Below are 15557 nucleotides of genomic sequence, written 5' to 3'. Positions count from 1 at the left end.
CTATTGTTATTGAATTTAGTGGAAAATAATTTCTTATTTTTGACAAATGAATTCAAATAAGACCCCAAAAATATTAACTTTCTTATTAGTAATGCAATGGGCTTTCATTCAACTTGTAGCTCAATATCCTAGTTTTATTGAAAGGTATTATTCTAACGGATTTTACATTTATATTTCAAGATTTTATAGAATCTTAGTTGGTTGGCTACCTTTTTCAATTGGAGATATTCTTTATGTTATTATATTTTTTATTCTATTAAAAATAGTAGTTAATCTATTTAAATATAAGGAATTAAAACAGACTTTTTTTAATTTAGGAGCAACAATCTCAATTTTATTTTTCTTTTTCCATTTTAATTGGGCATTAAATTATTTTAGACAGCCTGTTAATCAAACTTTAAATATTTCAACAATTGATTATTCAAATGAAGAACTAATACATTTTACAAAAAAATTAATTAAAAAAACAAATGATGTTCATAAATCACTAGTTAAAAATGATTCTATACTTTTTGAAAATAATTTATCTAAGAAAGAAATTAAAGCAAATGCACCTTTAGCATATGATGAATTGGCAAAAAAATACAATCAATTTTCTTATAAAAACCCATCTATAAAACATTCTATTTTTAGTATTCCGCTTACCTATATGGGATTTGCAGGATATATAAATCCATTAACAAATGAAGCTCAAGTAAATTCTTTAATTTTAAAAAACAACTATCCAGCTACTGTTTGCCATGAAATTGCCCACCAAGTAGGATATGCGTCTGAAAGTGAAGCTAATTTTATTGGTTTTTTAGCTTCTACACATTCAAAAGACATTTACTTTAATTATTCGGGTTATTTAATGGCACTTAGATATTGTATTTCTGAAGTTTATAGAAAAGACCCTAATAGTTTTGAGGAAATGAAATCTTTAATGAATAAGGGAATTTTAAAAGACTTTAAGCAAAACCAACAATTCTGGTTAAACTACAATAATTGGACTGAAAAATATTTTAAATCGTTTTATGATAATTTCCTAAAGGCAAATAAACAAAAGGACGGTATACAAGGATATAGTAAAATGGTAGTTTTATTAATAAATTACTATAAAACGGAATCATTATAGACTATTATCCATTATTTTTGCAATATGCACAAACTTATTTCAAGTACAAATAATCCACTTATAAAAGAACTTGCTCAATTAAAGGAGAAGTCTAGATTAAGAAAAAAAACAAAAACTTTTTTAATTGAAGGTTTGCGTGAAATTTCTTTAGCAGTTAAAGGAGATTATAAAATTAACACCATTTTAGTTGATTTCTCTGTTGTTGAAAAAAGCTTATTCAACACGTTATTGGAAACAATTACATATGATATTGAAGTTATTGAAATTTCTAGTGAAGTATATCAAAAATTAGCGACAAGAGCCTCAACTGAAGGAATTATAGCTATTGCTAATTTTAAAGATTTATCGCTTTTAAATATTAAATTTAAAAATGAAAACCCACTTATACTTGTTGCTGAAGCTCCAGAAAAACCAGGAAATATAGGTGCTTTATTAAGAACTGCCGATGCTGCAGGAATTGATGCTGTTTTTATTGCAAACCCAAAAACAGATATGTACAATCCAAATATTATCCGATCTAGCGTTGGATGTTTATTTACAACTAAAATTGCTACAGGAACTTCTTTAGAAATAATAGATTTTTTAAAAGAAAATAATATTAATATGTATGGAGCCGCATTAACCGCTTCCGTTGCATATGAAACAATTAATTTTAAAGAACCTTCAGCAATAATTGTTGGTACAGAAGCTACTGGATTAACTGATGACTGGCTAAAAAACACCACAAAAAATATTATTATTCCTATGCGTGGAGCTATTGACTCTATGAATGTTTCAGTAAGCGCAGCAGTAATTTTATTTGAAGCTGTAAGACAGCGCTTAACATAATTTAAACTTAAATATTGATGACTCCAGAACTAATTTTTTATATATTAATTGGATTAATTATTGTGAAATTTGCATTTGACACTATTCTAAATGCAAATAATGCGAAACATTTTAATGATAAAATTCCACAAGCTTTAGAAGGTATTTATAATGATGAAGAATATCTAAAATCACAAGCTTACAAAAAAGAGAATTATAAATTTTCACTTTTAACTAGCTCTTTTTCAATTATAATTACTGTTTTATTCTTTTTATTTGATGGATTTGCTTTTGTAGATTCAATTGCTAGAAATATTTCAGAAAACACTATCCTTATTACCCTTTTATTTTTTGGTATAATATTTTTTGCTAGTGACATTTTAAACACTCCCTTAGCCTATTATAAAACTTTTGTAATTGAAGAAAAATACGGCTTCAATAAATCTACCATAAAAACTTTTATTCTTGATAAAATTAAAGGTTGGTTTATGATGATACTACTTGGTGGAGGTATTTTAGCACTTTTAACCTGGTTTTATCAAATAACCACAGTGAATTTTTGGTTATATGCTTGGGGCTTAATAGCTTTTTTCACAATATTTATGAATTTATTCTATTCAAAAATTATTGTTCCTATTTTCAATAAGCAAACACCTCTTGAAGATGGAGAATTAAAAACCGAAATTGACAATTTTGGAAAAAAAGTTGGTTTTAAGCTTAACAATGTATTTGTTATTGATGGCTCAAAAAGATCATCTAAAGCTAATGCTTATTTTTCAGGATTCGGAGCTCAGAAAAGAGTAACTCTTTACGACACTCTAATTAACGATTTAGATATTAAAGAAATAGTTGCAGTATTAGCACATGAAATTGGACATTATAAAAAAAATCATATCATTTATAACTTAACATTATCTTTAATTTTAACCGGTTTTACATTTTATATTTTATCCTTATTAATAGGTAATGAAATGCTTTCTCAAGCATTGGGTGTTGAAACCACAAGTTTTCATATTGGCTTAATAGCTTTTGGTATATTGTACAGTCCAATTTCAGAAATTACTAGTTTATTAATGAATATCTTGTCTCGAAAATTTGAGTATCAGGCAGATGATTACGCCAAATTTCATTACAATTCTGATGCATTAATTTCAGCTTTAAAAAAATTATCAAAAAACAGCTTAAGTAATTTAACGCCTAGTAATCTGTATGTTAAAATTAATTATTCACATCCAACATTATTGGCTAGAATTCTAAACTTAAAAAAATAAACTTTTAGCATTGTTTTCTGAATAAAAAAATTCTACTTTTAAACGATGAGTTACAACTTAAGCCCAGAAGAAGAGAATAAAGAAATAGCAAAACGATATAAAGATTTGCTTAAAGGCGCGTACCAAACATTTACAGATGCAGATAAAAAAGAAATTAGAAAAGCTTTTGATATTGCCCTTGAAGCTCATAAAAAACAGAGGAGAAAAACAGGTGAACCATATATTTTTCACCCAATTGCTGTTGCAAAAATTGTAGCTTATGAAATTGGCCTAGATACAACTTCAATTGTTGCTGCACTTTTACATGATGTTGTAGAAGATACTGAATATACTTTAGAAGATATTGAACGATTATTTGGCGAAAATGTAGCTCGAATTGTAAATGGATTAACCAAAATTTCTCATTTAAAAAAGGATCAAGACGACTCTGTACAAGCTGAGAATTTCAGAAAAATGCTTCTTACTTTAAATGATGATGTTAGAGTAATATTAATAAAAATTGCCGATAGATTGCACAATATGCAAACTATGGATGCAATGCCATATCATAAACAACTTAAAATATCTTCTGAAACATTATACATATACGCTCCATTAGCGCATCGTTTAGGATTGTACAATATTAAAACTGAACTTGAAAATTTAGGGTTAAAATACACAGAGCCAGAAGTTTATAAAGATATTTCAAATCAAATAACCCAAAGTAAAGAAGAGCATCTTAATTATATAGATACTTTCACCAATACCATAAAATCTTCTTTAGATGAAGAAAATTTTAAATACACTATTAAAGGTAGAAGGAAATCTATTTATTCTATTCGTAAAAAAATGCTTTCTCAAGGTGTTGCTTACGATGAAATTTATGACAAATTTGCTATTAGAATAATTTATAAATCAACCATTAAAAAGGAAAAGTTTGATGCTTGGAAAATTTATTCAATTGTAACTGATCATTTTAGACCAAACCCCAGCAGGTTAAGAGACTGGATTAGTCAACCAAAATCTACTGGTTATGAATCTTTACATATTACTGTAATGGGACCAATGGGTAGATGGGTTGAAGTTCAAATTCGTTCGGAAAGAATGGATGAAATTGCTGAAAAAGGTTATGCGGCACATTATAAATATAAAAATAGTAATGAACGTGAAAACGGATTAGATGATTGGTTAAATAAAATTAAAGATTCTTTAGAAAACCCAAATAGTAATGCCGTAGATTTTGTTGAGAATTTTAAACTAAATCTATATTCAAAAGAAATTTATGTTTTTACTCCGCAAGGAGAATTAAAAGCATTACCAAGACATGCAACTGCTTTAGATTTTGCTTTTTCCATTCATACTCAAGTAGGTATGAATTGTAGAGGAGCAAAAATTAATGGAAAATTAAAACCTATAAGTCATATTTTAAAGAGTGGTGATCAAGTTCAAATAATTACTGCTAAAAATCAAAAACCAAACGTTGGCTGGTTAGATTTTGTAAAAACAGCAAGAGCACGTACTAAAATTAAAAATGCGCTTAACGAAGATCAGAAAAACATTGCTGAAGAGGGGAAAGAAATTCTTACCAGAAAACTGCGTCATCTAAAAATAACTTTAACTGAAAAAGTTGTAAATGAGCTAGTTGTATTTTTTAAACTTAAAACAAGTTTAGATTTATTTTACCGAATGGGTAATGGATCTATTGACAATACGCAATTAAAAGAATTTATAACTCAAAGAAATAATGCTTTTGTTAATTTCTTTAAAAATAGGATAAAACGTAAACCAAATGCAGAATTATTAGACAAAGATGAAGTTATAGATAATTTTGATTCTTTGGTTTTTGGAAAAGAAGAAGAACAATTGGATTATAAAATGTCGCAATGTTGTAATCCCATTCCTGGAGATAAAGTATTTGGTTTTATTACTATTAACGACGGAATTAAAATTCATAAAAAAGATTGCCCAAATGCAATTAGCCTACAAGCTAATTATGCTTATAGAATAATTGAGGCTAAATGGATAGATTCTACAAAACAAGAATTTAGAGCTATTATTAAAATTCATGGTGTGGATAATGTTGGGATGGTAAATGAAATAACTCGTATTATTTCAACAAATATGAGTGTTAATATTCATAATATTAATATCTCCAGTGATAATGGAATATTTGAAGGTAAAGTTACAGTAAGTGTGAAAAACAAAACACAACTTCAAAAAATTAGTGATAGTATTAAAAAAATTGAAGGTGTTGATAAGGTTGATAGAATTTACAAATACTAATTTATTCACAATTAAAGTTAATAATTATAACATTTTCAAGTACATTATAAAAAAAATAAAGCTAACTTTGTTGTTTAGTTTTCAATTATAAAAAGCAATTTTATGAGTAGTGAAAATCAGAAAATTGTAAAAACTGTTTTTGTTAAATTTCTGGAAACCAATAATCACAGAAAAACACCTGAACGTTTTGCAATTCTTCAAGAAATCTATGATTTAAATGATCATTTTGATATTGAATCCCTTTATATTCAAATGAAAAATAAAAATTATAGAGTTAGTAGAGCAACTTTGTACAATACTATAGAATTACTTTTAGAGTCTGGCTTGGTTAGAAAACACCAATTTGGAAAAAACCAAGCACACTACGAAAAATCATACTTCGATAAACAACATGATCACGTTATATTAACTGATACTGGTGAAGTTATTGAATTTTGTGATCCGCGAGTTCAAACTATAAAAAAAACGATTGAAGAAACTTTTAATATAGAGATTCACAATCACTCACTATATTTCTACGGAACTAAAAAACAAAACAACAATTAACATATTAAAAAGCAACATGGCTGTAAATTTATTATTAGGATTACAATGGGGAGATGAGGGAAAAGGAAAAATTGTGGATGTCCTTACCTCAAATTATGATATTATTGCTCGTTTTCAAGGCGGACCTAACGCTGGGCATACTTTAATTTTTGATGGACATAAACACGTTCTACATACTATTCCTTCAGGAATATTTCACGAAAATGCAGTAAACGTTGTTGGAAATGGCGTTGTAATTGACCCTGTAATATTTAAAAAAGAATTAGATAATTTAGCAAAATTTAATCTAGATTTTAAAACTAAATTATTAATTTCAAGAAAAGCTCATTTAATATTACCTACCCATAGGTTATTGGATGCTGCTAGTGAAGCTTCAAAAGGAAAAGCTAAAATTGGTTCTACATTAAAAGGTATTGGTCCAACTTATATGGATAAAACTGGTAGAAATGGTATGCGTATTGGAGATTTAGAATTAACTGATTGGAAAGAACGTTACGAAGCACTTGCTAAAAAACACATTAAAATGATTGATTTCTTTGATGTGAAACTTGAATATAATTTAGAAGAACTTGAAGCTGAATTTTTTCAAGCAGTATCTGAATTAAAAAATCTTACATTTATTGATAGTGAGGAGTATATGAATAACGCTATTAAAAATGGTAAAACTGTTTTAGCAGAAGGTGCTCAAGGATCTTTACTTGATGTTGATTTTGGTACCTATCCTTTTGTTACTTCTTCTACAACAACAGCAGCAGGAGCTTGTACAGGTTTAGGTGTTGCTCCAAACAAAATTGGTGAAGTATTCGGGATTTTTAAAGCTTATACTACACGTGTAGGTTCTGGACCTTTTCCTACTGAATTATTTGATGAAGATGGAGAAACAATGTCTAGAGTTGGTCATGAATTTGGTGCAACGACAGGCCGTCCTAGAAGATGTGGATGGTTAGATTTAATTGCATTAAAATATGCAGTTGATATTAATGGTGTTACACAACTAATGATGATGAAAGGTGATGTTTTATCAGGATTTGATACATTAAAAGTTTGTACTTCATACAATTATAAAGGACAAGAAGTAGATCATTTACCATACAACATTGAAGCTCACAACGTATCACCTAATTATACAGAGTTTAAAGGTTGGTCTGAAGATTTAACTTCTATGACTTCTGCAGATACATTACCAAAAGAATTAATAGAATATATTGCATTTATTGAAGATTTTGTTGGCGTTCCAGTTAAAATAGTTTCAGTGGGACCTGATAGAAAACAAACAATAATGAGATAACAATAACAAGGCTGTCTAAAAAGTAATACAAATCGTCATTCTGAACTTGTTTCAGAATATTTTCATATTGATTATCAATCACTATGAAAACCTAAAAAAATTAGGTTGACGAAGATTATACTTTTTAGACAGTTTTTTTTAACACAGTATTATAATTTACAAACTACTTTTTCGTTAGTTTTGTGTTTAAATTTCTAAATCTTGAAAAATATTTTTTTAATATTATTGGTGTTATTTAGTTTTAAAGGATTTACTCAATCCAAAAAAATTAAAATCTTAAAAGCCGATAATACTATGGTTGACCCTAGATATCCTGGTGCAATTGTATCTTTAGGAAATGTTTTTATTGAGCACGAAGGAGCTACTCTGCGTTGTGATAAAGCCTACATATATCAAGACCAAAAGTTAATAAAAGCTATGGGTAATGTTATTATCAATCAAGGTGATACAATAACTCAATATAGTAAATATGTAGATTATGATGGTGAAAAAAAATTAGCTACCTCTTGGGGCGATGTTGTTTTGAAAGATGAATTAATGATTCTTAAAACCGACACACTTTTTTTTGATAGAGAAAATCAACATTTATATTATAATTGCGGAGGAACTATAAAAGATACTACAAACCTTCTTAAAAGTAAATTGGGTAATTATTATTTAAGAACCAATAAATTTCAAGCTTTTAATCATGTTGATGTAACAAACAGAGATAGTAAATTAGTTTCTGAAAGACTAGATTATTTCACTAAAACTGGTGTTGCAGATGTTTATGGTCCTACAACTATTACAAGTGCTGAAAATTCTATTTATACAGAAAAAGGGCATCATAATTCTAAAACAAATATCTCTCATTTTTTAGATAATTCTAAAATATTTTATGGTGATAGAACCATAGCGGGAGACAGTTTATATTACAATAGAAATACTGAATATGCTTCAGCTACTGGAAACATTATAGTATTAGACACCGTTAATGACTCTGTTATTAGAGGTGGATATGCTGAATATTTTAAAAACAAAGACTCTGTTTATGTAACTGACCGAGCTGTTGCCATATCTGCTTTAGAAAATGATTCAATTTACATTCATGGAGACAAACTAATGGTTACTGGTAAAGTTGAAGATAGATTAATTAAAGCTTTTAAAAGAGTAAAAATATTTAAATCTAATATTCAGGCTAAATGTGATTCATTAATTACGGAAGAAAAAACGGGAATCACCAAACTATTTATTAATCCAGTATTATGGGCAGAAGGCAGTCAAATTACAGGAGATACTATACAATTTGTTTCAAATAAATTAACTGAGCAATTAGATTCATTATATGTTAGAAATAATGGATTTATGGTAAAAAAAGATTCTGCTGGCTATAGCCAACTTAAAGGGAAAAATATGTTTGGAAAGTTTAAAGACAACAGCCTAATTTCTCTTGATGCAGTTGGAAATAGTGAAACTTTATTCTTTTTAAGAAGTGAAGATGATGAGTTATTTGGAATTGATAAAAAGCAGTGCAGTAAAAATATTTTAATACTTTTAGAAAACAACGATTTAAAAAGTATAGATTATTTTCAAATGATTTCTGGGACTACTTACCCTCCTTCAGAATTTGAAAAATTAAGTGAAGATCAAAAACTCCTAAATGGTTTTGTTTGGAGAGAAAATGAAAGACCACTTACTAAAGATGATATTTTTATTAAGGACAAACCTTTGGAAGACACCAAAGAGAAATCTCCTAAAAATAAGGAAAAAGAAGTTAAAAAAACAGGTAATCCAAAACCTAAGCAGAAACCTTCAAGACCTACTAAAAAACCTCCATTAAAAAAGTAATACAGTAATTAAAGTGAAAAACGACTTTTTAAAATACCTAGCACAAACTAGTCCTCACCCATTAGCTATTGAGGTTTCTAGTGCTAAAGGATCTTATGTTTACGATTCAAATAATAAAGAATATTTAGATTTTATTGCTGGAGTTTCGGCTAATACTCTAGGTCATAGTAATCCTATTATATCTAAAGCGATAAAAGATCAAGTAGATCAATATACCCATGTAATGGTTTATGGCGAATTTATTCAAAAACCACAAGTAGATCTTTGTAAAATTCTTATTGAAAACACACCTGATAATTTTGAATCTGTTTACTTAACAAATTCAGGAACAGAAGCAACAGAAGGTGCTTTAAAACTAGCCAAAAGATTTACAGGAAGAACTGAAATTATAGCTGCTAAAAATGGGTATCACGGTAATACACAAGGATCAATGAGTGTTTGTGGTGCTGAAGAACAAAATAGTGCTTTTAGACCTTTAATACCAGGAATTAGATTTATTGAATTTAATAATGTTGTAGATATTGATAAAATTACAACCAATACAGCAGGTGTAATATTAGAAACAATACAAGGAGGTGCTGGATTTATTGAACCAAAAAATGAATATTTAAAAAAGGTTCAAGAAAAATGTAATAAAGTTGGAGCTCTTTTAATCTTAGATGAAATACAATCTGGAATTGGTAGAACAGGAAAATTCTTTGGTTTTGAAAATTACAATGCTATTCCAGACATAATTGTTACAGGAAAAGGACTTGGAGGAGGAATGCCAATAGGAGCATTTATAACTTCCAAAGAAATTATGAGTTGTATACAACAAAATCCTAAATTAGGCCATATAACTACCTTTGGTGGTCATCCAGTAATTGCTGCTGCTGGAAAAGCTACATTATCAGAATTGGTAAATTCTAATTTAATGGAGCAATCTTTAGAAAAAGAAAAACTTATTAAAAAATTATTAATTCACCCTCTTATTTCAGAAATTAGAGGTAAAGGATTAATGCTTGCTGCAATTGTTGAAACTCCTGAAATTGCTTCTAAAATAATCTTAAAATGTATTGATAAAGGATTACTTCTTTACTGGCTTTTATTTGAAAGTAAAGCTATTAGAATTACTCCACCACTTACAATTTCATATGATGAAATATATAAAGGGTGTAATATTATTATTGAGACAATGAATGAGGTTCTAGTAGATTATTAATCTTTGCTATTAACTTTTCATTAACATTACCACTAAAATTTACTAGTTTCAGGTTAAATAATTGTTAATATAGTACTATGCTATACATATTAGAGTAACAAACTTAAATTATGTACGTCATTTAAGTAACAATAACAGTTTAAAAACCATTATTATGAAAGCTCTAAATTTAACAAAACAACAATTAAAAAAAGAAGTAAAAAAACGAAAAGCACTAATTGTAAACTTTAGTAAAACTAAAAGAATTCAATGGAACAGATTCAGAAGATATAGTTTATATACTTCATAATTAAAAATAATTCTTATGAAAATTTAACTAAAACCTATAAATTAATTTTATAGGTTTTTTTCATAAACTCATATTATATTTAGTTTAGAGTGCTGCAAGTTATCATTTGATTATATTCCAAACTAGGCCCATCACAATAACTCCAGGTTCCTTTTAAACTAAAACTATTTATAACTTTAAGTTGTTCTTTCAACCCTCCTAAACAACTAGCAATTAAAGTATTATCAGAGTTATATGTGAGTTCATAGAATTCTTCATTATCAATAACTATATTGATATACGTTCCTGATGCCTCAATAATTTCATCATCAATAATACGTAATTTTTTAAATGTTCCGTCACTATAAAAACAAATATTTTCTTGCCATTCCATCTCAGCTCCAGTAGTTTCAGAATCAATAGTTCTACCACTCATTTTAACTAAACCATAAATAATAGTATCATTTTCCAATTCTTCGTTTGAATCACAAGAAATAAATAAACCAATAATTAATGCAATCCAAATGTAATTTTTCATTGATGTCTTTTATTTAAAATATTTATTGTTTTTATACACTTATATATCTTTAATTATTATAAATTTAATTCTATTTTTATTCTTTAACATATTCACTTGAAAAACAATCATAACAATCTCCAACCAATATTAATTGATCTTTACTAATATTAATAATTTGTCTAAATCCATTCTCTCGAATTATCATATCAGACATTTCATTAAATAAAAGCGACTCCTTTGTTTCAATAGTATATGCTGTTTTACCACTCAAAGTACCATTCAAATAATTAAATATAGAATCTTTTGTAATTTCAAGATTTATAGTATTTCCTGTAGTTTCAGGTGTTTCTGTAATACCTGCAATTCCCCCCGAAGAACTCTTCCAGTTCCAATTTCCAACTAAATTATCATTTAAACTTTCATCATCATTAGAACAACTAAAAAAAACTGATAGTACTAAAATACTTAATATTATATTTTTCATATTTATATGTTAACCCTATTAACTAAAAAGCCTCTTATACTAGTTTAACTAGAAACTATTGATTTATTAATAAAATAGGAAAAGCTTAAAAACTAGCAGAATTAGAATATTTATCAATTAATCTAACCAATAAATCATTTAAATTTTCTACTTCATACTCTCCAACACTAGCTTCTAAATGTTCATTCCCAATACCGCTATCATTGGTTATAAAAACATAAGTTCCATTAGTACTTACAGAGAAAAAACGCATTAAAAATTCTGTTTCTTTATTAATTCCGCTTGCTGTAATTGGAATAATTTTAATCCCTTTTTCAGCACTTTTTGAAATTAAATTGTGCAAGTTATCAACTATTTCTGGCGTATAATGTGGTGGTGCATCTAAAAGTAAAAAGGCAATTCTAGTTTTAGAATTTGTTGACCATTGTAATTCATTAATAGCTTCGTTTAGTGCTGTGTGAACGGCTTCTGGAAAATCACCTCCACCACTAGCCGATTGTTCATTAATATAATTTAATGTATATGAAATATCTCCAGAAAAACCAGACGATTTCACTAAATACTCATCATCTATATCTCTATAAAAAACTGTTCCTGTTAAAACATCCAATGTTGAATTGTTTTGTTCAACACGCTCAATTACATCTTTTAAATCGTCTTTTAAAAACTCTAATTCATCACTCATAGAACCTGTAGCATCAACAATAAATGCTAATTCTACTTTATTAGAACTATTGTTTTGAGAATTACCAACCTCAATTTCAACATCTCCATCACTCTTAAACTTTAAAGTTGTAGATTTTTCAACATTATTTATAAACAGTTTGTAATTACTTAAATCTGAAACTATTTCATTATTATATAATCCAATAAATAATTCTGTTTTCCCCAAATTATCAGTCATACTTTTCCAAACTATCTCATTATTTAACTTTAACTCTACAACAGCATTAATAACCGGAGTGTTATTATTTTTCAATAGGACTGAAATTCTATTTTTTGTATAAAAACTCCAATAATCTACATGTTTAAAATAATCGTTTTCATTTAAAATATTAGTCCAAAAATCCCAATTATTCAAATCGTTCCATTCTCCTGCAGTTACCAAACCAGAATTATTACCATTTCCTTGACCTTCCGTTCCTGAACCTCCTCCAGCTTTTATAGTACTATCCGATGAATATAATTCACCGTCACCGTCTTTAATTACATCTGATTCAACATCATTAATATCATTGTCACAAGAAGTAATTATTAAAAAAAGAAATAACATTAAAAAAGAAGCAATTTTCCCTAAAAACTTAAAATTTATAATTTTCATAGTGTTTGTTTTGAATTTTATAAAATCACTGCTTGCGTTTTAAGCAAGCAGTAAGATTCTATAATTTTTGTAATTAATTGTAAAAATTTAAATTATTAACCTATTATATACGTTACGTATGAAAGATACAAAACGCTACAAAAAAAATTATTTATTTAAATTTAAAACCAAAATTATAACGTAAATGCACACCTGCACTGTTTAAATCTATTTTTTGTTGAGTTACCGTTTGCAAGGAATATTTGAAGTATGGTTCAATAATTATTGATTGCCGTTTCTCATTTATGGGTAATTCTATACCAATTGAAAAATTTAAAGCATTCGCAAAATTAAATCCATTTGAATCATTTTCAATGACAGATTTTTCAGATAATTGAACCAAACCATATTGAATTATATTATTACCAAAAGCATCTTTAATTTTAGCCTCTGTTCTACTATTAACTAAAAACTCAGATTCAATATTTTCTTTTATATAAGATGTAGATAAAATTCCCGCCGAAACAAACACTTGACTATCGTTTATATTAAAATTATATTTAATATTTAATGGTATTTCCACTCCTTTAATTACTGCCTCTTTATTTACAACCTGCTTAGATTCTTTAGCGCTAACCCCATCTGCTAAATAATTTGTTGCATTATTTAAATCCAGCTTTTGATCTGCATAATATACTCCTGTATTAATATTAAACCTTTTTGTTAAAGGAATTTCAACAATTACACCTCCGGAAAACCCAACGTTAGAACTTTCATTCTCTTGATAATAATCTAAAATAGGAGATAAACCAATACCTAACTTTATTCTTTTCTGGTTAGATTTTACATCTAATATTTCCTCTTCTACTTGAGCTAACAATTCTTCTTTAAAATTTAAGGAATCTTTCTTTTTCTCTAACTCATTTACAGCTAACTCAACTTTATTACTAATTGAATCTTTTCTGCTATTAAAATCTTTATTAACAATTAAATCATTTTTAAAAGCAACATTACTCTTAATAACGTGTTCCTTTTTTTCAATATTTTGAATAATTTTTTTTTCTTTTTGAACTGTATTCTCAGCAACTTTCTCTAAGCTTTTATCGAGAATAAAAGGTTGTTTTTCTGATTTCTTTCTTTTTGCTCTATTAATTAATGTACTATCAGTTTTGGCAATAGTAGTGTTTAAATTTACCAAGCTATCATTACCAATTGAGGTAATTTTAATATTTAAATTATTTTTTAAAGAGTCTATTCTTAAAGAATCATTTTTAGTATCAAAAATAATTTCTTGGTTTTCATTTTTTATTATTCCTAAATTGTCATATAAATATTTTCCCAATCCTCCAGCAAATAGACCAAATAAAACAATGGCTGCATATCTCCAAAATAAAAAAGCACGTTTTTTATTTTTATTTTTTTTAGCAAGTAACATGTCCCAGTGCTCTGGGTTATAAGGTACCTCGTTGTTCTCTACAAGATCCTTTATTTTATTACTTAATATTTTATCGAATTTATCTTCCATTGTTTTAAAAGTTTTTTCCTATTAAAACCCTTAATTTTTTCTTTGCTCTGGTTAAGAACACTCTTGAGCTGCTCTCACCTATATCTAATTTTACAGAAATTTCTTTATGACTAAACCCTTGAATTTCATACATGTTAAAAACAAGTCTTTGAATTTCTGGCAGTTGATCTAACAATTTTAAAATATCTTGAACGGTTAAATCTTCAATAATATTAATATCTGCTTCAACTGTAATTACCTCATCAATATCTGAATGATTTGTATGTTTCAAATTTTTTCTATAATTATCAATTGCAGTATTTATTAAAATTCTTCTTAACCAATTTTTAAATGGCACAGAATCATTATAACCTTTCTTTTCAATACTTGAAAATACTTTTAAAAAACTATCATTTAAAATAGTTATTGCATCATCATTATTATAAGTATAAAGCCTACAAATACTTAAAGCATACCCGTAAAAATGTTTGTATAACATCTCTTGATGTAATACACTTCCGTCTTTACATTTTTTTAGGATATTTTCTAAAAATATATTTTTACTTTTTTCTTGCTCCAAAATTGAACCAACCTAATCTTAAATTTAAACTAATTCATCCCTCTTACTATCGCATCTGCATTTTTATTGGAATTATAAGTACTAAATATATAATACGAACAATCATTTTTATACGAAACATTTCCTACAAGTGCATCTAAATTTATTGTTATTGTCTCTGTAATATAAGCTTCACAATCATCATTATTACCATCGTGAAGTAATATAAAATTCATATGACAAGGATCATCTATATAAACTTTCCCATCCCAAATAAGTTCAAAACTATGATTTTGACAACCACCACTATAGGACAAATTAATTTGAATAAAATCTCCTTCTCGTTTTACAAAGTTAATTTTATAATCATCTCCTTTTACTAATTCATTTAATCTGTTTTTTTCCAGTGAATTAAAAACCTCTTCATTAATACGTAATTTAGCACTCACAAATTCTAAAAAATCTTCATCTTGTCTTATAGAATTATTAACGTCTGACGGCATATAAACACTATCCATTGTCTCTCCAGCATCATCAGAGCTACAAGAAATAGAGAATAGCATTGTAAAACAACTTACAAATAGAATATATAATTTTATTTTCATT

Annotated in this window: 15 protein-coding genes; 9 read left to right on the top strand and 6 right to left on the bottom strand. The window is 27.4% G+C overall.

Annotated elements, in window-relative coordinates:
• Positions 1-46 precede the first annotated feature (46 nt).
• From DAD81_RS11725 to DAD81_RS21140, 9 genes are all read left to right on the top strand, one after another.
• On the top strand, positions 47-1114 hold the full coding sequence (locus DAD81_RS11725) for a DUF3810 domain-containing protein (protein WP_111708456.1): 1068 nt from the start codon (positions 47-49) through the stop codon (positions 1112-1114).
• Positions 1115-1138: 24 nt separating this feature from the next.
• The gene (locus DAD81_RS11720; protein WP_111708455.1) at positions 1139-1942 is read left to right on the top strand and encodes a TrmH family RNA methyltransferase; all 804 of its coding nucleotides are present in this window, start codon (positions 1139-1141) and stop codon (positions 1940-1942) included.
• A 17-nt stretch (positions 1943-1959) separates the two neighbouring features.
• The gene (locus tag DAD81_RS11715) at positions 1960-3192 is read left to right on the top strand and encodes a M48 family metallopeptidase (protein WP_111708454.1); all 1233 of its coding nucleotides are present in this window, start codon (positions 1960-1962) and stop codon (positions 3190-3192) included.
• Positions 3193-3237: 45 nt separating this feature from the next.
• The gene (locus DAD81_RS11710) at positions 3238-5454 is read left to right on the top strand and encodes a RelA/SpoT family protein (protein ID WP_111708453.1); all 2217 of its coding nucleotides are present in this window, start codon (positions 3238-3240) and stop codon (positions 5452-5454) included.
• Between the two features lie 102 nt (positions 5455-5556).
• On the top strand, positions 5557-6000 hold the full coding sequence (locus DAD81_RS11705; RefSeq protein ID WP_111708452.1) for a Fur family transcriptional regulator: 444 nt from the start codon (positions 5557-5559) through the stop codon (positions 5998-6000).
• Positions 6001-6016: 16 nt separating this feature from the next.
• Complete coding sequence (locus DAD81_RS11700; RefSeq protein ID WP_111708451.1) at positions 6017-7288, top strand: adenylosuccinate synthase; 1272 nt, start codon at positions 6017-6019, stop codon at positions 7286-7288.
• Between the two features lie 201 nt (positions 7289-7489).
• Positions 7490-9115, top strand: a complete 1626-nt coding sequence (locus DAD81_RS11695) for an OstA-like protein (RefSeq protein ID WP_245949244.1) — start codon at positions 7490-7492, stop codon at positions 9113-9115.
• Positions 9116-9128: 13 nt separating this feature from the next.
• Positions 9129-10316, top strand: coding sequence for an aspartate aminotransferase family protein (locus tag DAD81_RS11690; protein WP_111708450.1), 1188 nt, complete (start codon positions 9129-9131; stop codon positions 10314-10316).
• A 154-nt stretch (positions 10317-10470) separates the two neighbouring features.
• Complete coding sequence (locus tag DAD81_RS21140; protein ID WP_262511275.1) at positions 10471-10605, top strand: hypothetical protein; 135 nt, start codon at positions 10471-10473, stop codon at positions 10603-10605.
• 79 nt (positions 10606-10684) lie between these two features.
• On the opposite strand, the gene DAD81_RS11685 is transcribed toward DAD81_RS21140, so the two are convergent.
• The 6 genes from DAD81_RS11685 to DAD81_RS11660 form a co-directional block, all read right to left on the bottom strand.
• Positions 10685-11122: a hypothetical protein gene (locus tag DAD81_RS11685; RefSeq protein WP_111708449.1), complete on the bottom strand. Its 438-nt coding sequence runs from the start codon at positions 11120-11122 to the stop codon at positions 10685-10687.
• A 76-nt stretch (positions 11123-11198) separates the two neighbouring features.
• On the bottom strand, positions 11199-11588 hold the full coding sequence (locus DAD81_RS11680) for a hypothetical protein (protein WP_111708448.1): 390 nt from the start codon (positions 11586-11588) through the stop codon (positions 11199-11201).
• 85 nt (positions 11589-11673) lie between these two features.
• Positions 11674-12909, bottom strand: a complete 1236-nt coding sequence (locus tag DAD81_RS11675; protein WP_111708447.1) for a vWA domain-containing protein — start codon at positions 12907-12909, stop codon at positions 11674-11676.
• Positions 12910-13060: 151 nt separating this feature from the next.
• Positions 13061-14413 (bottom strand): outer membrane beta-barrel protein, encoded by a 1353-nt coding sequence (locus DAD81_RS11670; RefSeq protein ID WP_111708446.1) that lies wholly within the window; start codon positions 14411-14413, stop codon positions 13061-13063.
• Positions 14414-14417: 4 nt separating this feature from the next.
• On the bottom strand, positions 14418-14972 hold the full coding sequence (locus DAD81_RS11665) for an RNA polymerase sigma factor (RefSeq protein ID WP_218939704.1): 555 nt from the start codon (positions 14970-14972) through the stop codon (positions 14418-14420).
• 29 nt (positions 14973-15001) lie between these two features.
• Entirely contained in the window at positions 15002-15556 is a 555-nt protein-coding gene (locus DAD81_RS11660) for a hypothetical protein (protein ID WP_157961121.1), read from the bottom strand.
• Between the last annotated feature and the right edge of the window lies 1 nt (position 15557).

The organism is Lutibacter citreus (assembly GCF_003260195.1).
In the GTDB taxonomy this organism is placed as follows: domain Bacteria; phylum Bacteroidota; class Bacteroidia; order Flavobacteriales; family Flavobacteriaceae; genus Lutibacter; species Lutibacter citreus.
Note: the sequence above shows the minus strand (reverse complement) of the source record. Positions and strands in the feature narration are given on the sequence as shown.

What these genes read in the sequence shown, in the direction of transcription:
- DAD81_RS11725 (WP_111708456.1), top strand. Translation starts at nt 47, where the DNA reads ATGAATTCAAATAAGACCCCAAAAATATTAACTTTCTTATTAGTAATG.
- DAD81_RS11720 (WP_111708455.1), top strand. Translation starts at nt 1,139, where the DNA reads ATGCACAAACTTATTTCAAGTACAAATAATCCACTTATAAAAGAACTT.
- DAD81_RS11715 (WP_111708454.1), top strand. Translation starts at nt 1,960, where the DNA reads ATGACTCCAGAACTAATTTTTTATATATTAATTGGATTAATTATTGTG.
- DAD81_RS11710 (WP_111708453.1), top strand. Translation starts at nt 3,238, where the DNA reads ATGAGTTACAACTTAAGCCCAGAAGAAGAGAATAAAGAAATAGCAAAA.
- DAD81_RS11705 (WP_111708452.1), top strand. Translation starts at nt 5,557, where the DNA reads ATGAGTAGTGAAAATCAGAAAATTGTAAAAACTGTTTTTGTTAAATTT.
- DAD81_RS11700 (WP_111708451.1), top strand. Translation starts at nt 6,017, where the DNA reads ATGGCTGTAAATTTATTATTAGGATTACAATGGGGAGATGAGGGAAAA.
- DAD81_RS21140 (WP_262511275.1), top strand. Translation starts at nt 10,471, where the DNA reads ATGAAAGCTCTAAATTTAACAAAACAACAATTAAAAAAAGAAGTAAAA.
- DAD81_RS11685 (WP_111708449.1), bottom strand. Translation starts at nt 11,122, where the DNA reads ATGAAAAATTACATTTGGATTGCATTAATTATTGGTTTATTTATTTCT.
- DAD81_RS11680 (WP_111708448.1), bottom strand. Translation starts at nt 11,588, where the DNA reads ATGAAAAATATAATATTAAGTATTTTAGTACTATCAGTTTTTTTTAGT.
- DAD81_RS11675 (WP_111708447.1), bottom strand. Translation starts at nt 12,909, where the DNA reads ATGAAAATTATAAATTTTAAGTTTTTAGGGAAAATTGCTTCTTTTTTA.
- DAD81_RS11670 (WP_111708446.1), bottom strand. Translation starts at nt 14,413, where the DNA reads ATGGAAGATAAATTCGATAAAATATTAAGTAATAAAATAAAGGATCTT.
- DAD81_RS11660 (WP_157961121.1), bottom strand. Translation starts at nt 15,556, where the DNA reads ATGAAAATAAAATTATATATTCTATTTGTAAGTTGTTTTACAATGCTA.